The organism is Pseudoalteromonas shioyasakiensis (genome assembly GCF_022398475.1).
In the GTDB taxonomy this organism is placed as follows: domain Bacteria; phylum Pseudomonadota; class Gammaproteobacteria; order Enterobacterales; family Alteromonadaceae; genus Pseudoalteromonas.
Genome location: NZ_JAKEVM010000055.1, coordinates 1 through 25,554 on the forward strand (window position 1 = coordinate 1; position 25,554 = coordinate 25,554).

At 40.4% G+C, this 25,554-nt stretch carries 26 protein-coding genes; 5 read left to right on the forward strand and 21 right to left on the reverse strand.

Annotated elements, in window-relative coordinates:
- Positions 1-118 precede the first annotated feature (118 nt).
- Complete coding sequence (gene rsmF, locus L1D51_RS11200) at positions 119-1,558, forward strand: 16S rRNA (cytosine(1407)-C(5))-methyltransferase RsmF (protein ID WP_055198655.1); 1,440 nt, start codon at positions 119-121, stop codon at positions 1,556-1,558.
- 310 nt (positions 1,559-1,868) lie between these two features.
- Positions 1,869-2,684: a polysaccharide deacetylase family protein gene (locus L1D51_RS11205; RefSeq protein WP_054561372.1), complete on the forward strand. Its 816-nt coding sequence runs from the start codon at positions 1,869-1,871 to the stop codon at positions 2,682-2,684.
- On the opposite strand, the gene L1D51_RS11210 is transcribed toward L1D51_RS11205, so the two are convergent.
- The 14 genes from L1D51_RS11210 to yceD form a co-directional block, all read right to left on the reverse strand.
- The gene (locus L1D51_RS11210) at positions 2,681-4,537 is read right to left on the reverse strand and encodes an alkaline phosphatase D family protein (RefSeq protein WP_425605542.1); all 1,857 of its coding nucleotides are present in this window, start codon (positions 4,535-4,537) and stop codon (positions 2,681-2,683) included. The genes L1D51_RS11205 and L1D51_RS11210 overlap by 4 nt on opposite strands.
- Entirely contained in the window at positions 4,537-5,316 is a 780-nt protein-coding gene (locus tag L1D51_RS11215) for a TatD family hydrolase (protein ID WP_054561371.1), read from the reverse strand. Before L1D51_RS11215 ends, L1D51_RS11210 begins: the two co-directional genes overlap by 1 nt.
- Before the next feature lie 13 nt (positions 5,317-5,329).
- Entirely contained in the window at positions 5,330-5,656 is a 327-nt protein-coding gene (locus L1D51_RS11220; RefSeq protein ID WP_054554720.1) for a PilZ domain-containing protein, read from the reverse strand.
- 8 nt (positions 5,657-5,664) lie between these two features.
- Complete coding sequence (locus L1D51_RS11225) at positions 5,665-6,558, reverse strand: DNA polymerase III subunit (RefSeq protein WP_239963688.1); 894 nt, start codon at positions 6,556-6,558, stop codon at positions 5,665-5,667.
- A 1-nt stretch (position 6,559) separates the two neighbouring features.
- Positions 6,560-7,186 (reverse strand): dTMP kinase, encoded by a 627-nt coding sequence (gene tmk / locus L1D51_RS11230; RefSeq protein ID WP_054561369.1) that lies wholly within the window; start codon positions 7,184-7,186, stop codon positions 6,560-6,562.
- Positions 7,187-7,203: 17 nt separating this feature from the next.
- Positions 7,204-8,181, reverse strand: a complete 978-nt coding sequence (gene mltG / locus L1D51_RS11235; RefSeq protein WP_239963689.1) for an endolytic transglycosylase MltG — start codon at positions 8,179-8,181, stop codon at positions 7,204-7,206.
- On the reverse strand, positions 8,178-8,990 hold the full coding sequence (gene pabC / locus L1D51_RS11240; protein ID WP_239963690.1) for an aminodeoxychorismate lyase: 813 nt from the start codon (positions 8,988-8,990) through the stop codon (positions 8,178-8,180). The genes mltG and pabC overlap by 4 nt, the downstream gene beginning before the upstream one ends.
- A gap of 57 nt (positions 8,991-9,047) precedes the next feature.
- Positions 9,048-10,286, reverse strand: coding sequence for a beta-ketoacyl-ACP synthase II (gene fabF, locus L1D51_RS11245; protein WP_054554715.1), 1,239 nt, complete (start codon positions 10,284-10,286; stop codon positions 9,048-9,050).
- 117 nt (positions 10,287-10,403) lie between these two features.
- On the reverse strand, positions 10,404-10,640 hold the full coding sequence (acpP, locus tag L1D51_RS11250) for an acyl carrier protein (RefSeq protein ID WP_016707440.1): 237 nt from the start codon (positions 10,638-10,640) through the stop codon (positions 10,404-10,406).
- Positions 10,641-10,878: 238 nt separating this feature from the next.
- Entirely contained in the window at positions 10,879-11,625 is a 747-nt protein-coding gene (gene fabG / locus L1D51_RS11255) for a 3-oxoacyl-ACP reductase FabG (protein ID WP_054554714.1), read from the reverse strand.
- 11 nt (positions 11,626-11,636) lie between these two features.
- On the reverse strand, positions 11,637-12,563 hold the full coding sequence (gene fabD / locus L1D51_RS11260; protein ID WP_239963691.1) for an ACP S-malonyltransferase: 927 nt from the start codon (positions 12,561-12,563) through the stop codon (positions 11,637-11,639).
- A gap of 70 nt (positions 12,564-12,633) precedes the next feature.
- On the reverse strand, positions 12,634-13,662 hold the full coding sequence (gene plsX, locus L1D51_RS11265) for a phosphate acyltransferase PlsX (RefSeq protein ID WP_054554712.1): 1,029 nt from the start codon (positions 13,660-13,662) through the stop codon (positions 12,634-12,636).
- Positions 13,663-13,673: 11 nt separating this feature from the next.
- Entirely contained in the window at positions 13,674-13,844 is a 171-nt protein-coding gene (gene rpmF, locus L1D51_RS11270; RefSeq protein ID WP_036967969.1) for a 50S ribosomal protein L32, read from the reverse strand.
- A gap of 10 nt (positions 13,845-13,854) precedes the next feature.
- The gene (gene yceD / locus L1D51_RS11275; RefSeq protein ID WP_054554711.1) at positions 13,855-14,379 is read right to left on the reverse strand and encodes a 23S rRNA accumulation protein YceD; all 525 of its coding nucleotides are present in this window, start codon (positions 14,377-14,379) and stop codon (positions 13,855-13,857) included.
- Positions 14,380-14,520: 141 nt separating this feature from the next.
- Here yceD and L1D51_RS11280 point away from each other — a divergent pair, with 141 nt between their 5' ends.
- Both L1D51_RS11280 and L1D51_RS11285 read left to right on the forward strand, forming a co-directional pair.
- Complete coding sequence (locus L1D51_RS11280; protein WP_055198660.1) at positions 14,521-15,117, forward strand: Maf family protein; 597 nt, start codon at positions 14,521-14,523, stop codon at positions 15,115-15,117.
- A gap of 52 nt (positions 15,118-15,169) precedes the next feature.
- Positions 15,170-16,252 carry a hypothetical protein gene (locus tag L1D51_RS11285; RefSeq protein ID WP_055198661.1) on the forward strand — a complete coding sequence of 361 codons (1,083 nt, stop codon included), beginning with the start codon at positions 15,170-15,172 and terminating at the stop codon, positions 16,250-16,252.
- A gap of 20 nt (positions 16,253-16,272) precedes the next feature.
- Here the strand turns inward: L1D51_RS11285 and L1D51_RS11290 are convergent, their stop codons facing one another.
- A complete protein-coding gene (locus tag L1D51_RS11290) occupies positions 16,273-16,917 on the reverse strand; it encodes an HAD-IA family hydrolase (protein WP_239963692.1) in 645 nt (214 codons plus the stop codon).
- Entirely contained in the window at positions 16,904-17,872 is a 969-nt protein-coding gene (rluC, locus tag L1D51_RS11295) for a 23S rRNA pseudouridine(955/2504/2580) synthase RluC (RefSeq protein WP_054561362.1), read from the reverse strand. Before rluC ends, L1D51_RS11290 begins: the two co-directional genes overlap by 14 nt.
- 619 nt (positions 17,873-18,491) lie before the next feature.
- Between rluC and rne the strand changes: the two genes are divergently transcribed.
- Positions 18,492-21,641, forward strand: a complete 3,150-nt coding sequence (gene rne, locus L1D51_RS11300; RefSeq protein ID WP_239963693.1) for a ribonuclease E — start codon at positions 18,492-18,494, stop codon at positions 21,639-21,641.
- A gap of 58 nt (positions 21,642-21,699) precedes the next feature.
- Here rne and L1D51_RS11305 read toward each other — a convergent pair whose 3' ends face one another.
- The 5 genes from L1D51_RS11305 to L1D51_RS11325 form a co-directional block, all read right to left on the reverse strand.
- The gene (locus tag L1D51_RS11305) at positions 21,700-22,566 is read right to left on the reverse strand and encodes a PhzF family phenazine biosynthesis protein (protein WP_239963694.1); all 867 of its coding nucleotides are present in this window, start codon (positions 22,564-22,566) and stop codon (positions 21,700-21,702) included.
- Positions 22,566-23,078 carry a GNAT family N-acetyltransferase gene (locus L1D51_RS11310; RefSeq protein WP_055198665.1) on the reverse strand — a complete coding sequence of 171 codons (513 nt, stop codon included), beginning with the start codon at positions 23,076-23,078 and terminating at the stop codon, positions 22,566-22,568. The genes L1D51_RS11305 and L1D51_RS11310 overlap by 1 nt, the downstream gene beginning before the upstream one ends.
- A 244-nt stretch (positions 23,079-23,322) precedes the next feature.
- Entirely contained in the window at positions 23,323-24,132 is an 810-nt protein-coding gene (locus L1D51_RS11315; RefSeq protein WP_239963695.1) for a hypothetical protein, read from the reverse strand.
- Positions 24,133-24,192: 60 nt separating this feature from the next.
- Positions 24,193-24,720 carry a tellurite resistance TerB family protein gene (locus L1D51_RS11320; RefSeq protein ID WP_055198667.1) on the reverse strand — a complete coding sequence of 176 codons (528 nt, stop codon included), beginning with the start codon at positions 24,718-24,720 and terminating at the stop codon, positions 24,193-24,195.
- A gap of 35 nt (positions 24,721-24,755) precedes the next feature.
- Positions 24,756-25,205: a DUF3291 domain-containing protein gene (locus L1D51_RS11325; protein WP_055198668.1), complete on the reverse strand. Its 450-nt coding sequence runs from the start codon at positions 25,203-25,205 to the stop codon at positions 24,756-24,758.
- Positions 25,206-25,554 lie beyond the last annotated feature (349 nt).

A 25,554-nucleotide genomic window follows, 5' to 3' on the forward strand; every position in this document is an offset into this window, starting at 1 on the left:
CATTTATATTAGCAATATGTCGACACTTCAATATCACTCTTAAAAAGCTAAAAATATCCCCTGATAGCGCTATAAATGGTATGATCCAGCTATTATTACGTGATGTGAGAGCCATTTAGTGGACGCTAATACATATATTCCTGACTCATTTATTGATGATGTAAAAAGCTACCTTCCCGAACATTTATCATTAGACGACTTTATTGCAGCCTGTCGCCGCCCACTCAGACGATCTGTTCGCGTAAATACCTTAAAAATGTCAGTCGATGAATTTCAGCGTCAATGCGCCAAAAAAGGATGGGAATTAACAGCAATTCCATGGTGTGAAGAAGGATTCTGGCTAACACGTCCTAGCGACGAAGAAGCGGCGCTTGCCATCGGAAATACCGATTTACACTTAAGTGGTGCTATGTATGTACAAGAAGCCAGCTCAATGTTACCGCCGGTAGCACTGAGAGCCGAAGTTCAGCAAAGCGATGCGGTACTTGATATGGCATCGGCACCGGGTTCAAAAACATCACAAATCGCTGCCATGATGGATAATAGTGGCGTGTTAGTGGCCAATGAGTTGTCATCGTCACGCTTAAAAGTATTAGCAGCAACCCTTAAACGTATGGGCGTAGGTAATTGTGCATTATCACATTTTGACGGTGTGATCTTTGGGGATTACATGTATGAGTGCTTCGACAGTATTTTGCTAGATGCCCCGTGTTCAGGTGAAGGCACGGTTCGTAAAGATGCAGACGCCCTAAAGAATTGGTCAATCGAATCTAATATTGATATTGCTGCTGTGCAAAAAGCCCTTATCAAAAGTGCCTTTTATGCATTAAAACCAGGCGGCACATTAGTGTATTCGACCTGTACTTTAACACCTCTTGAAAACCAACAAGTGTGTGAGTATCTATTAGCAGAGTTCCCTGATTGCATCGAAGTACAATCGCTCGATAGCCTTTTTGATGGTGCAGACAAAGCAACAACCAGTGAAGGTTATTTGCATGTTTGGCCGCAAACTTACGACAGTGAAGGTTTCTTCATCGCTAAATTTAAGAAAATAGCGTCAAGCGATAACCCTAATCAAAAAGTTAAAAAAGGCGCATTTCCGTTTGCTGAGTTTGATAAAAAGCAAAGCCAAGCGTTTATGCAAACAATTAAAAAACAATTCGGTCTAAAATCACTCAAAGGCACGTTAATGCAGCGAGATAAAGAGCTTTGGTTGTTTCCTGGTGGCTTTGATGAACTGCAAGATAAAATTAAATACTCACGTTTAGGTATTCAACTTGGTGTGATCCACAAAGGCGGAGTTCGCTTAACTCACGAGTTTGCCACTGTCTTTGGCCAAGATTGCGATAAAAATACCTTTGAGATGTCTGCTTGCCAAGCAAACGATTACTTTAACGGTAAAGATATTAGGCTAGAAAAACCAACGCAAGATAATGGTGAAGTAGTTTTAATGTTATGTGGTTGTCCGGTAGGCCTAGGTAAGTGGCAAAAGAATAAAATTAAGAACTCATTACCTCGTGATTTGGTCCAAAATGCCCAGTTGATAACTTGGGTATAAGTTGCGCATAAAGACTGTATAAATAAGGCACTAATTTAGGTAAAAAGATGTAACAGACTGATTTTAAACTAGTATAAAATTTGTACATTTACCGTGCAATTTCCTGCTGATTAACTACACTTAAAAGTACTTTCTACTTCTCCCTACTGAATTTAGAAGGTGTTTTTTTATAGTTAGCGCAGGCTCACACGAGCCACCCCCTAAGCCCAGAACAATGCGGATTCGTTCTGGGCGTTTTTTATTCAAAAGTCGCATATCAAAGCATTAGCCTTTTTGATTTCATTGTAAAAACAATGATAAAGGATTGATTATGCTTAAACCCTTGTGCGTCGTACTACCACTTTTAATCAGCTGCCAAACTCTGGCAAAAAGCAGTGACTACCTAGGCTTTGACTACCCTAATAAGGCTAAAAATGCTGTCAGTATCACTTTTGATGATGCAAGACATAGCCAAGTTGATACCGGTTTAGCGCTTTTAAACAAATACCAAATAAAAGCGACATTTTATGTATCCCCTTTTAACGTAAAAGAACGTGTTGAAAAGTGGCAAATGGCTGTAAAAACAGGTCACGAAATTGCTAATCATACGGCAAGCCACTTGTGTACCGGCAACTTTGAATGGCTTCGTGAACTTGGGGTGTCGCTTGAACAATTTACGTTAAAAGAAATGGAGCAAGATATCTTAAAGGGGCAAGACTATATAAAAGCCACACTCAACGTGACACCAACCGCTTTTGCCTACCCTTGCGGAAACACCTTTGTTGGCCGTGGTGCAAATACTAAAAGTTATGTACCGTTAATAGCCAAGCACTTTAAAACAGGTAGAACTTGGCTCGACGAAACGGCGAATAACCCCAACTTTACAGACTTTTCGCAGTTAACTAGCTTACCCATTGATGGACTTACTTTCGAAGAGATCCAAAAAACCATAGAGCAGCACCGAACTAACAATAGTTGGATCATTCTGGCAGGCCACGATATTGGCAAACGAGATCAGTACACTACCGGCACCGACGCGCTAGAGCAGCTCATTGTTTATCTACAAGATCCTAAAAATGGGTTTTGGTTAGATACAGTAAGTAATGTTGCTGACTACGTTGAGGCGAATCGCAAAGCAATAGATTAATTATCGTTTAAATCGAATTCAGTTATTTGGTTATCAGCGTGAATAAGTTCATATTTAGCAAGCAAACCGTCATTGAGCTCAATTAAGCTGATAGCCGCATTACTGACCAAATACTTTTGCCCTTCGCCTATGGTTTGGTGTTTATCAACTTCCATTTGCCAACGTTTAGTGAAAAAGTTAAGTGGGCTTTTTGGCGCATATAAAATTGAGTCGAGCTTATCGAGTACATTAATAAGTTTACGTGGGAACTCATTTTTAATGCCACTGGCGGTCAACTGCCAAATCCGATTTTTATGCTTACCAAAGCGTTTTTGCACTGAAAAACAAAATGAATAATGGACATCACCAGAGAGGATCAAGGTTTCTTTTGGCGTATCTTCACGGCGAAAAGTATCTAGCAACTTTTTAGCAGAACCTTCATGGGCCATCCAGTTTTCAACATCAACTAACAAGGGTTGCCCGCAAAAATTAAAAATCGCTTGAATTGCTTCAATCGATTTAACACCAAACACCGGAGCTGGAGATACGATAATCACTTTATCGTGAGACAATAAGCTTTCTTCTAATTCAGTGAGCCTTTCCCAATCAAGTAAACCTGATGGCTCATTGAAGTTTTGTTCATTACGCCAGCGATGGGTTCGGGTATCGAGCACTACAACCTTTGGAATGGTATTAAGCTCGTAATGCCAATGGTTAAAATTGAGTATTAACTTATCAAAGTCTTTAAAATACCAGCTCTGTTGCTGCAGACTTTCTTTAAAGCTGGGTAATAAAGACAGTGAGTTATCGCCTGCATCATTACCAATCCCCTGCATTAACCAATAACTAATTAAACCATTATTTACAATACGACGGCTAGCTGGGTGCTGATAAATAGCCTGCTCCCAGCCTGCGGTTAAGTTCCAATCATCGGTGACATCATGATCGTCAAACATCATTAATGTCGACACATTAGCGAATAACCTTTCAACGCTTTGAAGACCCTTTGCAAAGCCAACCAGTGCGTCCTTTTCAAGTTTAAATAAGTTAGCGTATTTAGGGGCTAATGCTAGGCATTCAATTGATTCAAAATCTATTAGCTGCCAAGTAACAGCGCTGAAGTTTAATAAATAAAGCGCAATAAATTCTTGAAAATGAATTAAGTGGTTTTCAGCTTTTAAACTTGAGAAGTGTGGCTCGTCTTTTTTGAGCCAATAACCAACACCAAATTTGCTCCGTTTCTGCCAAGGTACTTTGGGTAAGTGTAAATGGCGCTGATATAGTTGCTGCTCAAACTCTTCTGGCAAATCTAAATCAAGCTCTGGTTCTTGAAACACACCAAATAGACTAATCACTTTTTCAATCGCGAGCAGCATTGGCCCTGCGACATCATCCGCATATATTTGGTCGCCAGATAACAATAATAAATCAGCACCTGCATTAAGCGATTGGCGCTGATCATTTTGCCAATTATCTGCAGCAACCAGGCTGTCTTTTGCAGGGTGATGAGGATTACGACACGAACCATGAAGAATTCTATCGAGTCGATTTGGGATCACAAATGCCGGAGATTCGGCATGTTCATAGCAATAAGACGATAAATCAAGGCTTTTTTCTTCATCATGTAATGAATAGTAGATCAGTGAATCAACTGCAAACTGGCCACTGACTGGCATGACATTAATGAAATTTAAGTAAAGGTGTTGCCCTAATTGGATTGATTCTAAGCTAGAGAATGTCTCAACACCTTTAAACTCTATTCGGTATTGGCAAGGCCTAGTTGTAACAAATTGAAAGCACACTCGCCCTGCATCTGCTCGGCGTACCATTGGCCCCATTACTAACTGAGGTAAGTTCGATACGCCGTCCACTATTACGCCCTTTTAGCCTGATTGAACAACGAATAAAAGTTGTTAGTTGTTGCTTCAGCTAATTCGTTAAAAGTGAGCCCTTTTAACTCAGCAATGTAGTAAGCGACATCTTCAACATAGGCTGGTTGATTTGTTTTACCACGATATGGCACAGGTGCTAAATACGGTGAATCTGTTTCGATTAGTAAGCGATCTAGCGGAATTTGCTTTACAACGTCTTTTAACTCTACTGCATTTTTAAACGTAACAATGCCCGAAATCGAAATATAAAAGCCCATATCAATGGCTTTTTTGGCCATTTCCCAGTTTTCTGTAAAACAATGCAATACACCGCCACAATTCTCAGCATTGTGAGCGCGCATTAAGTTAATAGTGTCTTCTCTAGCGTCTCGTGTATGAATAATAAGCGGCTTATTTAGCTCATTGGCAACGTCGATATGACCGACGAAACTCTCTTGCTGAACAATATGGGTGTCTTTTGAGTAATAGTAATCAAGACCCGTTTCGCCAATAGCAACCACTTTGTCGTGGCTTGCAAGTGAAATAAGCTTTTGCTTATCGAGTGCGTCTTTTTGATCGAGTGGATGCACACCGCATGATGCAGAAACATCTGGATAGTTCTTAATTTTATCCAGCATACTTGGGAATTGATCTAAAGTTACACTTACACATAAAAAGTGTTCAACCTTTTTAGCGCGAGCATTATCTAGTACTTGGTCTAAGTCTAAGTCTAGTTTTTCAAAATCTAAACGATCTAAATGACAATGAGAATCTACAATCATGGTACTACTTTTATTACATGGTATAGGTCGGATTGCCGGAGTTTAACATAGTACCGAGTAGTTTTTCGATTTTCGCATTCAAATTGGTTTTATCATCGATAAAATTAACACCAATACCTGGTGGGTTTGAGCTTTGTGCACCTTGTGGTGTGATCCAAGCAACTTTACCCGTTACTACATCATCTTCTAATGCATCTGGTAATGTGACCTTTAAAGCCAATGAATGACCCATTTCAAAGCGCATATTAGTGCGAACAAACAAACCACCATTTTTTAGATAAGGCATGTAACAGCGATATAATTCTTCTAAGTCTTCAATATCTACTAATAATTCTTGCACGATACTTCCTAATTTTGGCTTTCACGTAAAGTAAACGCTAATTGTGAAATGGCTAGTTCCATATTCAAGCCAAGCACATGTGAGTTATTATAAAGAAACTCTGAAATTGCAGTTTGTGCTTTCTGATAATTGAAAAAGTCCATTCCTAACATTAATTGCGTTTTAAGATGCTCTGTTAAGAACAAAGCAAATACATTAACCAAGTTATGATCTTTATTAAGGATGTCGACTAACGCACTGAAATTATGGCTGTCTTTTATCTCAGTTGCAAATTTATAAAGAGAATCGACAGCTTCAAGTTGGTTGTCATTTTGCCACTGCTGAACAAGTAAAGGTTGCCTAGCGAACAACTCTAACCATGAATAATTAGCAATATTTAATGATGCTAACCATTTTTTCGTATATTCAGAGTTAACTTTTATTTCGTGTACGGCACAGCGACTTAAAATTGTTGCAGGTAATAATGCTGTTTGCTCGCACGTTAACAATAAATAACGGCGTAAGCTTGGCTCTTCAAGGGTTTTTAATAAAGCATTAGCCGCAGCAGTGGTCATTTTGTGACACTGTTCGAGCACAACTACTTTGTTACCATTTTGTGCCGCTGAATGGTTGATAAAATCACTGATCTCACGAATTTCATCAACGCCTATTGTTTGGCCTTCCACCTTTACAACGCGTTTATCAGGATGAGTACCCGCTTGATTAAGTTGACAGCTTTTACAATTGCCACAGGCTTTTAAATTTACAGGTGACGCGCAAAGTAAGCCATCGGCGAGCGAATCGACTAAACATTGTTTGCCAACACCTTTATCACCATTAAATAGCTGGGCATGATGAAAGCGTTGCTGTGCAAAACTTTGCGCTAGTTGCTGATAAAGCCCTTCAAGCCACGGCAAAGGCATATTAATTTAAACCTGCAAAAAAGTTATCAAGCACAGTTGTGATTGCCGCATGTACTTCTGGCATTGTTTGGTTTGCATCCACTGTTTTGATACTGCTATCAGTTTTAGCTATTTCAAGGTAGCGTGCGCGAGTGCGCTCAAAAAAGCCTAATGCTTCTTGTTCGATACGATCAAGTTCACCACGGCCTTTTGCACGAGCAAGCCCAACTGCAGGGTCAATGTCTAAATAAATGGTTAAATCCGGTTTTAAACCATTTAGCACCATATCAGCTAAAAAAGAGAGTTTAGTCTGTTCAATACCGCGACCCCCACCTTGATATGCTTGTGATGAAAGATCATGGCGATCACCTAAAACCCAAGTGCCCTTTTCAAGTGCCGGATTAATAACATTAGCAACTAATTGTGAGCGTGCTGCATACATTATTAACAGCTCCGTTTCGCCCGTCACTGTTTCTTGGTGAGCCTGTTTGACGATATTACGCAGCTCTTCAGCCATAGCTGTACCGCCAGGCTCACGTACATTAATAAAATCGACTTGCTTGTTTTCTAAATAAGCTTGGCATACGGCAATGGCCGTTGATTTTCCGGCACCTTCTAGGCCTTCAATCACTATAAATTTCGCTGTCATAGACTCAATTCTGGTTGTTAGTTTAATTGGTACTGCTTTACCGCACGATTATGTTCTTGCAATGTTTTCGAAAATTGATGGCTACCATCCCCTTTCGCAACAAAATACACATATTCAGACTCAGGTGGATTAACCGCGGCCAAAATCGCTGCTTTCGAAGGCATGGCTATGGGTGTTGGCGGCAAGCCTTTTATCTTATACGTGTTATACGGTGTATAGGTTTTTAAATCTTTTCGTTTTATATCGCCATCAAAATCAGCACCAATACCATAAATAACAGTTGGATCGGTTTGTAAGCGCATATTGGTTTTTAAACGATTGGTAAATACCGCAGAAATTAATGGTCGCTCAGAAGCAAGGCCCGTTTCTTTTTCGATGATAGAAGCCAGTATTAACGCTTCATACGGTGAACTTAACACCAAATCTGCTGCTCTAGTTTGCCATGCGGTGTCTAATTCCTGCTGCATTTTGTTGTATGCGCGTTTTAATAAGCCGCTGGCACTATCTTCACTGTGGTAGTGATAGGTGTCAGGGAACAACCAGCCTTCTAAATTCTCTTGCGTGTTACTTATCTGCGCCGCTAAATTTTCTGTATCTAAGTCTTGGTTTAAATGCGCTTGCTTTTGAATATTAGCAACAACGTCTCGAAGTGGCTGACCTTCAATAATTGTGAAGCTAAAACTCACTTGTGCACCTTGATTGATACGACGAATATTATCAATAACAGCGCTTGTATCCAGTTCATATAGACCCGCTTTTAAATCGGTAAGCGTAGGATCTAATTTAGCAAGTACCTGAAATTTAAAACAGCTATCAACCCAGTGCTTTGTTTGCCATGCTTGGCAAAGCTGATTAAAGCCAGTGCCACGTTCTACTTTAAATAAAGTACTGTTTTCAACCTTTAACGGCATTTTTAATGCTGATTGAAGCTGTTGATAGCCAATACCACAACATAGCAATGCTAATAACAGCACGCTAACAATGACTTTTATCACACACTCTCCTTGGCAAACTGCGCCGTTAATAGCGCTTTACTGCATTCAATATCAAACTGTGTATCAGCAATCCGTGCAACGGGAACCACGCCCATTAAACTGTTACACATAAATACGGCATCCATAGCTAAAAGCTCATCTAATTGGATTGCTTTAAATTCAATGGCTAACTTATCACATAAAGCGCTGAGATAAACCCCAGTGATACCGCAGCGGTCTAACTTAGGTGACATAACTTGACCGTCTTTAATAGCAAATAAATTTGCAGCCGAACATTCAATCACATTGTTATCATAATCAAGAACAACAACGTCATCACATTCAAGGCTGCTCATTTGCTTTTTGATAAGCACTTGCTCTAGACGGTTCAATGTTTTTAAGCCTGCAAGTAAAGGTTGATGTGCAAGTTTCACGTCGCTGACTGCTAAGCTTACGCCCTGCTGCTGCCAACTTTTATAGTGTGAAACTGCAGGCATTATACTGATCAGCACTTGAATACTTGGTGTATCTGGTAAGCCATAACCACGCCCACCAGCACCACGGGTGATAACTATTTTTAAAATACCAGTTTGTCTATCACTGATTGCGTGGTTAACTTCACGCTCAATTGCGGTTAAATCTAATTCGGGGAAAAATAGTCTTTGCGCGCATTCTTCTAAACGAGCTTTGTGTAAATCCCAGTGCTCAACGACAGAATTCACCACAGAGGCCGTGGTAAAAAAGCCGTCACCATAATTTAAGCCACGGTCTTGCGTACTTATTGTGGTGTCTGGTGTGATTATTTTTATTGTTTGTTTTAATTTACTCATACAAAAAAGCCCAGTTAAACAACTGGGCTCTTCTTTTTAGTCCGTTGTTAAAAAGAATTATACCTTTTTAAATAGCAACGAGCCATTAGTACCACCAAAACCAAATGAATTACATAGTGCGTAATCCAATTTAGCATCACGTGCAGTATGCGGTACGTAGTCTAAATCACAGCCTTCATCTGGGTTATCAAGGTTGATTGTAGGGCTTACTTTCTGGTCAACAAGTGACAAGATAGTAATGATCGACTCTACTGAACCTGCTGCACCTAACAAGTGACCCATCATTGATTTAGATGAACTTACCATCACATCTTTCGCTGCATCACCAAAAATAGTTTTAACAGCTGATGTTTCGGCTTTATCGCCTGCATTAGTCGATGTTCCGTGAGCATTAATGTAACCAACTTGGTCTGCATTAACTTGTGCATCGTTTAGGGCATTTTCCATCGCTAGAGCTGCGCCTGCACCGTCTTCAGGTGGAGACGTCATGTGATATGCATCGCCACTCATACCAAAACCAACGAGTTCAGCGTAAATTTTCGCGCCACGTGCTTTAGCATGCTCATATTCTTCAAGTACGATAACACCAGCACCATCAGCAAGAACGAAACCGTCACGGTCTTTATCCCAAGGACGAGATGCTGCTTGTGGATCATCGTTACGAGTTGATAATGCACGTGCTGCATTAAAGCCACCCATACCAATTGGTGTCGATGCTTTTTCAGCACCACCGGCTACCATTGCATCTGCATCGCCGTATGCAATCATACGCGCAGCATGACCAATGTTATGTAGACCTGTAGTACAGGCTGTAACGATTGAAATATTAGGACCACGTAAACCGTGCATAATCGATAAATGACCAGAAATCATATTGATAATGGTCGAAGGCACGTAGAACGGAGAAAGCTTACGCGGGCCGCTGTTTAATAGTTTGATGTGGTTTTCTTCAATTAAAGTTAAACCACCGATGCCAGAACCCACTGCTACACCAACACGAGTGGCGTTTTCTTCAGTGATCTCTAGACCAGAATCTTGTAGTGCTTGTACACCCGCTGCAATGCCATATTGGATAAACAAATCCATTTTCTTTGCATCTTTCGGTGACATGTAAGCTGATGCATCAAAGTCATTCAGCAAACCTGCGAATTTGGTGCCGAAACTTGAGGTATCGAAATGCGTGATAGTTTGAATACCACTTTTACCGTTTAACAAACCTTGCCAAGTAGATTCAACATCATTACCTAGCGGTGTCAACATTCCTAAGCCAGTTACGACGACTCGACGTTTAGCCACGGGTTGCCTCCAATAAGGAAATTATTTTAGGTGGGGTGTATACCAAATTTATTAGTATCATTCTATAGATAGACTAAGGGCAGCTTAATGCTGCCCTTAAAATCAAAATGCGTAAAATTACTCAGCGTGAGCTGTAACGTAATCGATTGCAGCTTGAACTGTAGTGATCTTTTCAGCTTCTTCGTCTGGGATCTCAGTGTCGAATTCTTCTTCAAGAGCCATTACTAGTTCTACAGTGTCAAGTGAATCAGCACCTAAGTCGTCAACGAAAGAAGCTTCATGTTTTACTTCTTCTTCTTTAACACCTAGTTGCTCAATGATAATTTTCTTTACGCGTTCTTGGATGTCGCTCATTCTTCTTTCCTTTATTAAAAACGCCAATGCGTTATTTTCAGATTGCGGCGTAGTTTACGCCGCATAATTCTGTGATTCAAGGATTTGCTGATAATTACTTATCTGGTCAAACCTCTCGAATAGTATTTGTTCATTTATCGCTTATTTTCATAGCGAATTCAAGTATGTTTAAAGCAAGATCACAAAAATTTCAACAATTTTCGATAATCTTTCGTTAGCAAATTTTTGCTAACTTTCATTAAACCATGTACATCGCGCCATTTACGTGCAATGTTTCGCCTGATACATACGCAGCAGCGTCAGATGCTAAATAACATACCGCAGCAGCGATTTCTTCAGGTTGGCCTAAACGCCCTGCAGGTACATTTGCAAGCGTAGCTGCTTTTTGGTCTTCAGTCAGCTCGTCTGTCATATCTGTTTGGATAAAACCAGGTGCAACAACGTTCACTGTGATACCACGTGATGCAACTTCGCGTGCTAATGACTTAGTAAAACCAATTACACCCGCTTTCGCTGCAGCGTAGTTAGCTTGACCCGCATTACCCATAGTGCCCACAACAGAACCGATATTAATGATACGGCCATTTTTCTTTTTCATCATAGGGCGTAAAACAGCCTTAGATAAACGGAAAATTGAGCTTAGGTTCGTGTCGATGATGTCATCCCACTCACCGTCTTTCATACGCATTAATAAGTTATCGCGAGTAATACCCGCATTGTTAACTAATACGTCGATATCGCCTAAATCAGCCTTGATCGCAGCAAGTGTCGCCTCAATCGATTCAGGATCTGTAACGTTAAGGGCATAACCTTTACCGTTGTCACCCAGGTATTCACTGATTTTAGCAGCACCTGATTCGCTTGTTGCAGTACCGGCTACTTTTGCACCTTGTGCAACTAGCGTATTTGCAATCGCTTTACCAATACCACGGCTTGCACCAGTGATTAGGACAACCTTGCCCTCAAGAGAAAATAAATTTGTCATTCTATTCCTACTTATTTCGCTTCATCAATAGCAGCTTGCGTATTAACCGCACCACATACCATTGCTTTATCAATTCGTTTAGCAAGACCCGTTAATACTTTACCTGGGCCAAACTCATAGCTTTGTGTTATACCTTGCGCAACTAATGCTTGTACAGTTTCAGTCCAGCGTACCGGGCTGTAAAGTTGGCGTACTAATGCATCTTTAATTACTTCACTTGATTGCTCAGCTTTTACATCAACGTTGTTGATTACATCACACTTAGGTGTATTAAATGTTAAAGCCGCTAAATCAGCAGCTAATTTTTCAGCAGCTGGTTTCATTAGTTCACAGTGAGAAGGTACGCTCACTGCGAGTGGTAAAGCACGTTTAGCACCTGCTTCTTTACATGCTTCTGATGCACGCTCAACTGCCGCTTTGTGGCCGGCAATAACAACCTGACCTGGTGAGTTGTAGTTTACTGGTGAAACGACTTCACCATTTGCTGATGCTTCACACGCTGCTTTGATTTCGTCGTCACCTAAGCCGATGATTGCAGCCATAGAACCAACACCCGCAGGTACTGCTTCTTGCATATATAAACCACGATTTTCTACTAGTTTAACGGCTTCGCTTAAGCTTACAACGCCAGCACAAACTAATGCTGAATACTCGCCTAAACTGTGACCAGCCATAACAACATCGGCATCAGGGTTTGCGTCTAACCATTGACGGTAAATAGCAACACTAGCAGTAAGAAGTGCTGGTTGTGTACGATGGGTTTGATTTAATTCTTCTTCTGGACCATTTAGTACAAGTGCAGCTAGATCATAGCCAAGAGCTTCAGATGCTTCAGCGAATGTTGCTTTAGCAATTTGTGAATCAGCTAATAGTTCAGATAACATGCCCACAGTTTGTGAGCCTTGACCTGGAAATACGAGTGCAATTTTATGTGCCATACTTTGCTCTTATAATTAAACAAAAAAATATTCTGTAGCAGGCAGCATAACAAGTTTTAGATATGCTGCACTACTTTGTTGTTGGATGTGTTTGCTCAAAAATCGCAGCGATTTTTTCAGGGAGTTGGCGTTCGACTTCCCGCGCGGCTTCATCAATAGCAGCATGAAACGCCTTTGGTGAGGCATTGCCATGGCTTTTAACAACAATACCGCGCAATCCTACCAGACTTGCGCCGTTATACTGGTCGGGGTTCACCCGCTTGTAGAGTTTTTTTATCACTGGACGCAATAAAAACGCTAAACTTTTGTATAAGAAATGCTTGTGTAAGGCTTTGGTGAGTTTATGCATGATCAGTTTGGCAATACCTTCACAGGTTTTTAATGCCACATTACCTACAAATCCTTCGCACACAATAACATCAGCTTTTCCACTGAAAATATCACTACCTTCACTGTAACCTGTGTAGTTGAGATATTCACACTGCTGCATTAACTGTGCAGCTTGTTTTATTCCTTCATGCCCTTTGATGTCTTCAGAGCCAATATTCAATAAACTAACTCTTGGGTTATCACACCCAAGTGCCTGCCCTGCTACCACAGAACCCATAATGCCAAATTGATAAAGGGTTTGCGCATCACAATGCACATTAGCGCCTAAATCAAGTAAATAAACAGGGTTTTTACGTTCGGTTGGAACAGCAGAGATTAATGCAGGCCGTTTTACGCCTGGAAGCATCTTTAATACATAATGCGCCATAAAAAATAACGCGCCTGTATTACCAGAGCTTACACACGCTTGCGCTTCACCCGATTTAACTAAATCGAGGGCAACTCGCATTGATGAATCTTTTTTAGAACGAACCGCTGAAGCAGGTTCACACGCATTTGTGACGACTTCGCTACAATGGCGAATAATTAAACGAGGGTGTGAAACAGAATCGAGTGCTTCGAGTTCTTTTAGAATAACTTGCTGATTACCACATAAGATGAGTCTTAAGTTGGTATTAGCATTTACCGCTTGCACGGCAGCGGGGATAGATGAACGGGGGCCGTAATCGCCCCCCATCATATCTAACGCTATGGTTAGATTGGTCAGCATATAGCAATCTCTTAGTTAGAAATTACTTTAACGCCTTTGTAGTAACCGTCAGCAGTTACGTGGTGACGACGGTGAGTCTCACCAGAAACTTGATCTACAGTTAAAGTTGGACCACTGATCGCATCGTGTGAACGGCGCATGCCGCGTCTTGCACGAGACTTTTTGCTTTTTTGTACAGCCATTAGTCTTCTCCTAAGAATCTTTCTTAAGTTGTTTCAAAATATCAAATGGATTTGGTTTGTCATCTTTTGCTGCTAATTTACCAAAGCTAGTAGGCTCTGATGAATAACTGCATGAAGCTTCGTTGTGTGTAGGCACTATTGGAATAGCTAAAATCAGTTCGTCTTCGATTAACTCAAATACGTTGATTTCACCGTTTTCGTCCAGCTCTACTTCATCGTAACCTTCAGGTAGATGATCTGACTCTGCATCCAAACCAATTGGCGAATACACAAAGTCTTGTTCCAAATCCAACCCTAATTCTCCATTACAGCGTTGACAAGTTACAGTTACATGTGTTGATAAGTTACCACTTATTACCACTAAACCTTGCTCGTCAATTTTGCAATGAATCTTTACCGCTATTTCACCTGCTTCCTCCTGCACAACTTGCTCTAAACGAGAAAGTTTTTCAAGCGGGACAATACCGTCATACGTTAAACGATGTTGAGCTGCTTTGCTGGGATGAAGAGTGATGGGAATTTTCACCTTTTGCATAGGGGCTGCATCATATAGATAGTTAGTAAGTTAGTCAAAGTAAAAAACCAATTTTGGTAGGTTTTTAACGATCTTCTGCTTTGTTTTAGGATTCATTGTGGCTTATCCTTGGCAAAATACAATTTTCATCCAGAATTTATTATGAAACCAACACTTATATTAGCGTCAAGCTCACCATTTAGACAGCAATTATTAACTAAGTTTAACTTACCTTTTCAAAGTTTTTCTCCAGATATTGATGAGTCCCCTATTGCAGCTGAAACACCAGAGCAATTAGTTGCTCGTTTAAGCGAGCAAAAAGCCCGAGTTGCCAAACAACATTTTAGTGAAGGTTTGGTGATCGGCTCTGATCAAGTTGCGGTATTCAACGATACAATTTTAGGTAAACCTCATACTAAAGAAAATGCCATTAAGCAGCTATCATCGTTTAGTGGCCATATAGTGACCTTTTTAACTGGTTTAAGTGTATTTGATATACAAAGCGACAAAGCAATTACCACCGTGGTGCCATTTGATGTGACATTTAAAGCACTCACACTTGAACAGATCAATGCTTATTGCGATGCAGAGCAGCCATACAACTGTGCAGGTAGCTTTAAAAGTGAAGGATTAGGCATCTGTTTATTTGAAAAGCTCAGTGGCGATGACCCTAATACATTGATAGGCCTGCCACTGATCACATTAACTAAAGTGCTGGCTGAGTTTGGTGTTGACGTGTTGACATGTCACAAAACTTAGTAAAATCTATTAAATAGCATAGATTAAAATTCAGCTAAAAAGGAAAGGCTTTATGACTCGACAAGGATTGTTAATAACCTTTTTTCTATCAGGGTTAAGTTTGTTTACGAGCAAAATGCATGCCTCACAAGGGTTATTAGAAGTTTACTCATGCAATACGTGTAATTATGAAAAAGCCAAAACAATTGCTAAAGAACACCACGTCAAACCTGACTGCCAAAGGGAACCTTCATCTAATGAAAGGTTACACCTTGGTCAGCCTATTCTTAAATGCGATACTTCATCGAAAAACTTGATAATAGTAAATCCATTAGATAAAAGAGCTTTTAAATTTAATGTTAAGGCGACAAACAACTCATCAACTTCTCAAGAAAATGAGATTATTTCAACAATCGAAAGCTTGCCATTAAACACCTCAGAAAAAGATTTATTAAAAACTTTTTACGATATAGACCGAGATTTCAGAACCGCAGTATCGAAGAGTTCTTCCACAACATCCTCTAAAATTCAAAGTCCGCTTGAGCTTAATTCAACGAGTTCAAATAACGAAGATAGCTGTGCCTTACACCCAGTTAATTACTTTGGCAATCAACAATATCAAACCAACCTCCATGAAGATTTAACAAAATTCATAGAAAAAGAACTTTTTGATGCAAATTGGTTTGATAACTTTAAAGCCTCTGATACAACTGAAAGTGTGCTAAAACTACGTAAAGGCGACTCAGGATTTCAAATAAGTCTCCAACACAATGAAATAGGTTCTTATATTAGTAAGGTTTATGGAAGTTCGGATAACCTTTTAAACTTTGAAGTGAAATATAATGGTGAATTTAATATTGGTGGTACTCGTAAATTAAACTTAACTTACAAGTTAAACCGTGGCGCATCAATTATAGATGGTATGGCAATGAACTTATTATTCAGTCCTGTGGTGGATTTAACTGATGTAGCTATTTCAAATTGTCTACTTAAGTTTATTGAGGAAAATAGTAAAGAAATTGAAACGATTGATAGCCACACACGTGGTAATGCGCATTTAGCTGGGAATTGTAACCGAAAAATTAAAAAGGAATTGTGTTCTACTGAACACAATAGCCAAAAATGTACAAACTCGATTATTAGCTTACGTTGTTAGTGTTTAAATTGGCTAAGCAGTTAAAGCAAATATTGCTTTAACTGCTGGTATGAATCAACAACACATAACGGCGTATGTTGTTGCAACTGCGCCGGGCTATGGGCACCAAAACTCACTCCAATACAAGCAATACCTGCGGCATTAGCCATTGCCATATCGAGTTGGCTATCACCAATCATCACAGCATCACTTTTTGCTATGCCCTGCTCGTGCAATATTTGCTCAAGCATATCTGGAGATGGCTTCGACTGTGCATCATCTGAGCATTTTACATTCAAAAAGTACTTCCCAAGACATGACTCATTAAGAAGCCTATCAATGCCTTCACGTCCTTTACCGGTAGCCACAGCCAATTGCATACCTGCATCACTTAACTGCTTTAAAACGGATTCTACATCTTTAAATAAAGGTGTAGGTGTAACATCTAACTCACGGTACTGTGCTTTGTAACCTGCAACGAGTTCGTCGTTTAAATGTAAATGCGCCGGAAAAAGCACTTCAGTGGCTTTTGCCAGCGACAAACCAATGACGTCTTTTGCTTGTTGCTCTGTTGGAACAGGAATACCTAAGTCTCGCGCAGTATTTCGCAGGCAGGTAACAATTTTTGGCACAGAGTCCATCACAGTGCCATCCCAATCAAAAATAACCAGCTTAAACTTGTTCATTATCGGCACGTAGCTTTTTGATACAGTTTTGAAGTGCATTATCGAGTGGCGCTTCAACATGCATGGTTGTTTCGTTTTTAGGGTGCATAAAACGTAAATCATGGGCATGTAAAAACAAACGGTTTAAACCAGTCAGCTTATTTACGTATTGATCAAACTCTGCAACGCCATATTTATCATCACACGCTATTGGGTGACCTTTACATTGCGTATGCACACGAATTTGGTGAGTACGCCCCGTTACTGGCGACGCTTGCACTAATGAGCACTCAGCATATCGCTCAAGCACACGAAAACGCGTGTGCGATGGTTTACCTTCGGTATTATCAACACGAACCACACGCTCACCAGATTTCAAGGTATTTTTACGAAGTCCTTCAGTAACGTTTTTCGTTTTAGAATCCCATTGACCATCAACTAATGCCCAATAGTTTTTTTCCATGGTTTTTTCACGTAACTGTTTATGTAGATCAGTTAACACTGAACGACGTTTAGAAATAAGCAAACAACCTGATGTGTCACGGTCTAGTCGGTGTACAAGCTCTAAACTACGCTCTTCAGGGCGAAGTACGCGAAGCGCTTCGATTAAGCCATAACTTAGGCCACTGCCACCATGCACAGCCATACCCGAAGGCTTGTTGATCACCATTAAATACTTGTCTTCAAACAAAATGGCGTCTTCAAGTTGTTTTACTTTATCGAGTTTTTTTGGCACAAACTCTTCTTTTTCGGCCACTTTAATAGGTGGAATACGAACCACATCATTTAGTTGTAGTTTGTATACGGGTTTTATGCGTTTTTTATTTACTCGCACTTCGCCTTTACGAAGGATTTTATAAACTGCACTTTTAGGCACACCTTTTAGGTGAGTAATAAGAAAGTTATCAATACGTTGACCTAGATGGTCTTCACCTATGGTAACAAACGAAACTTGTAAGCCGGTTTTTTCTGACATTGCCTAATCACTGATTTAAGTAAATAATTTAGTTGCTAACGCGACGGTAATAGTGGGATAATCACCGTCGCGAACATAAAGTTTGCAAGTAACAACGGTGCTTTTATCACATTAATACATTCGTGAAGCATATTCTGGGTTGCCGATCATACAGATCCGCGCTAAGTTTTCCAAAGCTTTTATAATTACCCAGCCAACACGAGCGTTCAATTATCGGCGATGCGCGTAATATATTGCCTGAATAATTTGAGCACGAATGTTGATTAATGAACATAAAAAGCAATTGAACAAGATAAATTGACTGATAGTGACGACGTAGCAACGTCATTCAGAAGCAGCTGTTGTAGCAAGACATTGAATAAAAATTTGAACATGGTCGACTTCGGGACAAAACTCGTAAATTAAAACCGCAGAATTGGCGGCAGTTTTGACACCTATAAGAATTTAATAACGTGAGAACATGTTATTGTCAGCCACACTTAGTGATGCTCAATGTAAGCAAACAACTTCAGGTTTTGACTTTACCCAGTCGTGAGACTGCACAAAAACAACCGTCAGAAACCACTGAACAGACGAGTTTATATCGTCATGTCAGCGACAGAATTAGTAGAGTAACAATATGAAACGTATGCTAATCAATGCGACGCAGCAAGAAGAAATGCGCGTTGCACTGGTTGATGGCCAGCGCCTGTATGATTTAGACATAGAGAGCCCAGGTCACGAACAAAAAAAAGCAAATATTTACAAGGGTAAAATTACCCGTATCGAACCGTCACTAGAAGCTGCCTTTGTTGATTATGGCGCTGAAAGACACGGTTTCCTTCCTCTTAAAGAAATAGCTCGCACCTACTTCCCACAAGGCTATACATTCCAAGGTCGTCCAAATATCCGTGACGTGATCAAAGAAGGCCAAGAAGTAATTGTGCAAGTTGATAAAGAAGAGCGTGGCCAAAAAGGTGCTGCGTTAACGACTTTTATCAGCGTTGCAGGTAGCTATTTAGTACTTATGCCTAACAACCCTCGTGCCGGTGGTATTTCTCGCCGTATCGAAGGTGATGAGCGTACTGAACTTAAAGAAGCACTAAGCCGTTTAGAACTACCTAAAGGCATGGGCTTAATTGTTCGTACTGCGGGTGTTGGTAAATCATTTGAAGAACTAGAGTACGACTTAAAAGCCCTATTAGTGCATTGGCAAGCGATTCAGCAAGCTGCTGATAGCGGCCCTGCTCCGTTCTTAATTCACCAAGAAAGTAACGTAATTTTCCGCGCAATCCGTGACTATTTACGTCGTGACATTGGGGAAATTTTAATTGATAAAGCACGTGTATTTGAAGAAGCGAAAGCGCATATTGAGCGTTTCCGTCCTGACTTCATGAGCCGCGTTAAGCTTTATCAGGGCGATGTACCACTATTCACTCACTACCAAATTGAAAGCCAAATTGAATCTGCTTTCCAACGTGAGGTTCGCTTACCATCAGGTGGTTCAATTGTAATTGACCCAACTGAAGCACTAACGTCTATCGATATCAACTCATCTAAAGCCACTAAAGGCGGTGATATCGAAGAAACAGCACTTAATACTAACTTAGAAGCAGCAGACGAAATTGCCCGTCAATTACGTTTACGTGACTTAGGTGGTCTTATTGTTATCGACTTTATCGATATGACACCTCCACGCCACCAACGCGAAGTAGAGAATCGTTTAAAAGACGCTGCTCGCCCTGACCGTGCCCGTGTACAGATTGGTAAGATCTCACGCTTTGGTCTGCTTGAAATGTCGCGTCAGCGCTTACGCCCTTCATTAGGTGAAGCAAGCCAAGGCCCATGTCCTCGTTGTAATGGTCAAGGTACGATTCGTTCTAACGAATCAATTGCACTGTCTATCCTTCGTTTAATCGAAGAAGAAGCAATCAAAGACAACACATCACAAGTAAATGCACAAGTGCCTGTGGCTGTTGCCGCTTACCTATTAAACGAAAAACGTCGTAGTGTTCAACGCATCGAAAAGCGCCATAACGTTGATGTTGTGATCATTCCTAATCAACACATGGAAACGCCACATTACGAAGTAGTTCGCTTACGTAAAGACGAAACAATCGAAACAGTAAGCTACGAGCAAGTTGTTGCTCCTGAGCCAGAAGCATTTGAAATGGCTAAAGCGCCTTCAGCACCAGTTCGTGAAGAGCCGGTTCTTAAAGGTGTTGTTATGCCTACTACACCTGCACCTCAAGCTGCACCAAAAGCTGAGCAAACGACTCCTGCGGCTAAAAAATCAGAAGGTGGTTTATTTGCTGCAATTGGTAAGTTCTTCAAGTCGTTATTCAGCAATGCCGAAGAGGAAGCTGAAAAAGAGCAAGAAGAGAAAAAAGCAGCACAAAGACGTAGCAATAATCGTCGCAACAACGACAACCGTCGTCGTAGCAACAACCAACGCCGTCGCAACTCTCGTAATAAGCGTCCTGACGATGCACAAGCTAAAGAAGAAAACACAAATACTTCGAATAAGCCTGAGCAAAAAGAAGGTAACGAGAATCGCAACAAACGTCGTCGTAATTCTAACAACAGAAAACGTAATGAAAAACGTAATGATGATGTAGAACAAACGAATAAAGACACTGCACCAGAGACGAAATCTGAGCAACCAAAGGAAACTAAACCTAAGGTTCGTCGTCAACGTCGCAACTTACGCAAAAAAGTTCGCGTAACAGATGAAAGCGCAGATGAAGCAAAAGCAGTACAAACGACTGAAACAACTGAGCAAGCACCTAAAGCTGAAAAACCAGCCAAGCCTGCAAAAGAAAAAGTAGCAGTTGAAACTGAACAAGCAGAACAGCCAGTTGCTGAAAAGCAAGTATCTTCAGAACCAGTAAAAGCTGACGCTGAGCCTAAACAAGCTGAGCAAACTGAATCGGTAGTTGAATCATCAACTGATGAAGATCAAGCTCAACCTCGTACACGCTCTCGTCGTTCACCTCGCCACTTACGTGCCGCAGGTCAACGTCGCCGTCGCCCTGAGCATGATGAAAAGTCAAGTGATGACAAAGCTGATGCGCCAGCATTTATTCCAGTTGCCGACCAAGCTGCTGCTGAATATGAAGCTGAGCTAAAAGCAAAACAGGCTCAGGCTGAAACTGAAGAACCAGTAAAAGCTGAAGAGCCAGTTAAAACTGAAGAGCCAGCTAAAGCTGAAGAGCCAGTTAAAGCTGAAGAGCCAGTGAAAACTGAAGAACCAGTGCAAGCTGAAGAACCAGCACAAGCTGAAGAACCAGTAAAAACTGAAGAACCAGTAAAAGCTGAAGAGCCAGCACAAGCTGAAGAGCCAGTTGAAGCTGAAGAACCAGTACAAGCTGAAGAACCTGTAAAAGCTGAAGAGTCAGTACAAGTTGAAGAACCAGTAAAAACTGAAGAACCAGTACAAGCTGAAGAGCCAGTACAAGCTGAAGAACCAGTTAAAGCTGAAGAGCCAGTGAAAGCTGAGGAACCAGTGAAAGCTGAAGAGCCAGCACAAGCTGAAGAGCCAGTACAAGCTGAAGAACCAGTGAAAGCTGTAGAACCTGCTAAAAATGAAAAAACTGTTTTAGTAAAAGGTTCAGCAAGCGCTGCAATGGCAAAACCTACGCCAGTTGCAGATAGTGAGCCAGAGCCAACACCAGCGGCTATGGCGCATGACAAGCGTACAGCTATTCCAGATAGCGGACTTCGTGCAGGTTCAATTAAACCTGCTGGCAGAGCCCGTGCTGATATGGCAAAAACCTTAGCGGCTGATTAATTTAGTCGCTTAATAAAAAAGCCGCGTTCATAACGCGGCTTTTTTGTGTGTAATGCTTTTAAATAACAACCTGTTGAGTACCTAGGTGATTTGCATAGCCACCTACAAGAACCTTATAAACACCCTGCTCATCCGAATAAACACTGGCAGAAATATGTGAACTGCACCCCATTGCTCGGCCTTGTTCAAACTTGAAATGGTTTTCTTGCTGTACAAATACATGTTTTGATAAATAGCATGCAAGCGCACCACTGGCGCTACCGGTTGCTGACTCTTCGGGTATACCAACCAAAGGCGCGAAGTTACGACAACTTGCGGTCAGCTCACTTTGCTCTTCACACAATTCAAAGGCATGCACACCAATCACGTTATGCTGTTGGCAGAAGTCGCTAAGCGCTGCCTCATCAATAACAATTTGATCTAAGTAGCGATTCGGCACAGCGACTATAATATCTGGCAATCCTGTAGTTATTACATCAATTGGCAAGCCTGTTTCTGCTAGAGTCGTTTCATCAAGTCCTAATAAGCCTGCAAGGTCGTCATAAGCAAAGTTGCCTAGGTATTTTGGCAAGGCTTGCTCCATGGTAACTTGACCGTCTTCGGCGATTGTTACGCCTAACAAGCCCGCTTTTGTTCGCTGAGTGTAATAACCTGGTTTTAATAACCTTTGTTCGAAGAGCGTAGCAAACACCGCTAGGGTTGCGTGGCCACAAAAATCAACTTCTTCAGTTGTCGTAAAAAATGACACAGCAAAGTCAACTTCATGATCTTGCGCCACAAATGCGGTTTCTGAAAAGCCAATTTCTTTTGCAATCGTCAGTTTTTCTGCGTTTGTGAGTTTATCTGCATTCAAAACGACACCTGCTGGGTTGCCGCCTGTATTATTTGCACTAAACGAGTTAACTAAAAATGCAGTTATTATCATTATTGTATGCCTTGGTTTAAATTAAATTCATAAAACAACATGCCATTTTCCTTAGATGCTTGCTCTTCAAAAGCCAATTTTTTTAAAAGTTTAATTGATGGTGTATTTGATTCATCAACACCAGCAATGAGCTTATGCCAGTGTGGCTGAGTATCAGCCAAGTTTATAAATCCCTGCAATAACTCAAATGCAAGACCCTGCCCCCAATATTGCTCAGCTAACAAATAACCAATATGAGCATTATGGTTTTCGGTATATATAAATAAAAGCCCAACAACTTCTTGATGTTCAGATTGCAGCATTAATAAGCGGCACTCGTTAAGCATGTTACCCAACCACTTTTCAGCAACAGCTATAGAATCTATCCCCTGAAAATAACCAGGTAAGTTTGCAACTACAGCAGGGGTTAATATCGTTGGTAAGGCAATCGTTAATTGATGATGCTCATCCATTGACGAGCTTGCGTCTATTTCAATCACATTTAATCTTTTTGTAGTGAAAGATAAATTCATTTTTCATCACCTAGTAAAAGCAATAACAAAGTGAATTATTACTTAGACCATTTATTTGAAACAACTAAGATTGCAACACTAACGCTTATTACAGCAAATAAAAGACCTATAAGCAGTTGCTGGTATGCAATGAAGATTGAAAACCCAATAGCAGCACCGATACAAAAAAATAGCCCAGTATTAGCTTTGTTGCGTTTTATCATGGCCGTATCCCTCATCTGTTACCTCATCCTTGATGTTTCTTCTAATTATTGCTGCTTGGTATTTCAGGGTCGAGTTTCCCGCCTTCTCTAATATAAAGGCTGTCTTTTATCAATTCCGACAAGTACTCAGCATAACCTTTTAACTCAGGATCAGTCACCGATTTCAATGCTGTTTCCAAATCGTCTAAGTAACCTACATTTTTATTTTGCTCTGCAAACTGCTTTGAGTAGTTAGTCGCCAAATAAAGATATTCAAGTCGTTTATATCCATTTAAATCTCCATTAAGGGCATGTTGAATATCTTTAAATGCTCTAGCTCGATAGCTATTTGCCTTATTAAGGTTACCTAAAGACTGCTGCCAACGAGCAAGGATTCTTAGCAACTTATTTTTAAAAAATTCATCTTTTTCGCGAAGTGCGTAAGTTTGCTCGAGCAAAGCTAACTTTTGCTCGAGAGTTGGCTTCGAAATGTGTTGAGACGCAAGAAATTCCGTTATTCTCTCAATTTCTGCAGGTTTAAGTTCGTCAAAATCACCAATTAAAGCTATAAAACCCGATGTCTCGCAAAACCAAATGCCATTTCTATCCGTATGCGGCCAAAACACCTGATCATATTTTGATGGCCAACTGTAAATATAACCACCATAGCTTGCAGGCTCAGCAACCGCACATTTTGCACCCTTAACGATTGGGTCATCTACTTCTAACTCTCCCCACGTTGTTGAGTTAGCAAAAGATGATAAAACCAATAAAGCCACTGATAACTTTTTTTTCATAAAAACTCTCTTATAAACATCTTTAAAAATTAGATTTGTTGTTACATCTTCACGATATTCACTAGAACGTTTCAAAATCAGTTAAGGGGTTATAATTGTCATTTTAATTTTCAGCTGGTTGGGTTTATGGATGAATTACCACTTGCCAGCAGCCTCCCGAGGGCATGCATTTTTTATCTCTGTGACAAGTTTTCTTTGCTGAGCCGTCGGTTCACCTTCAACATTCGCTACCTCATCGACGAGATAACAAATTGAAGCTGCTTGCTCTTTTGTTACTTTATCTAAGCATCGCTCAATTACTTTGTGAGGTTTATTGTAAACGTCACTAGTATGCCCTAATAAATGCACACTTGAGCGTAATAAATCTGTAGCTTCTTTCATACTTAAATGAAATTCACTGTTAAAAAGAGCTAGAATTTTTTCTTTTTGTTCTTTACTCATTTCTCCATCTATTTTGGCCACTGCAACCATATATAACGCAGCCACATCCATCGGTGAATCTAACTTAAATGCGGGATTTAAATCATGGTGTTTTCTGAACTTACGACGTCGGTGCCAGCTAAAAGGATTCAACCAACCAATATCTATTCCCCCTTCTTGAAGTTTATTCAGTAACACCAAAATGGTCACTACAATACCTAAAACACCTAATACAACATGCATAGTTTTTCCTTATTTTTATCGCAGTTAATTGTTATTTATTTTTTAAATTCTTCAGCTGTAAAATTGCTTTTAAATGTGAAAGCATGTGGTGTGTCGCCGTTTTCTCGCAGATACTGCAATCTCTCTAATGCCTCTTGAGGGGTTGGAATATGGTTATCTTCAATCCACCATAAAACATAACTATCTTCTGCTAAGCGGTAAAACCATTCACCTTTTCTGCGCATGAAATCTCTGTGGTGAGTACGAAACATAAAATTTTTGAGATCTTCAACGCTTTCCCACACAGACATATTGATTATCATATTCGGATCATCAAACATTTTAATATTTGTGGCATCACCAGATTCGTCTTTTAATCGCCATACAAAACCAGCACTGCTTTCAGCAACGCCATTTATTAAATCAAGATTATCAACAAAATCTTTTATTTCTGGCGCATCTAATGGATATTTAGCAAGAGCGATATTCAATTGAGCAAGTTTCATTTATGACTCTCCTTAGCCATCGGGGAAGTTTGTACCTTGAGTGTATTAAAACTAAGCGATACTGAAAGAAAAGAAAAGCACTTTTACGCCTTCCACTATTCGAATTTTTATATTAATCATGCTAAAAACCATCTGTAGATGTTTTACTAAATCAATGATGGCAAATGGAACTACTTTATCTAATCTCCGCCACCGCAATCACCGCCGCCGTCAGAACATGAACTGTCCGATGAACAAAAGCAAAGTAAATATTAGAAGTAAATTTTTACTTAAGCTTAGGTAAAGCGAGTTGAAATTCTAAAGCTGTAAATTCATTTCTAGTGTAAGGCCCAAAAACGAACTCATTATG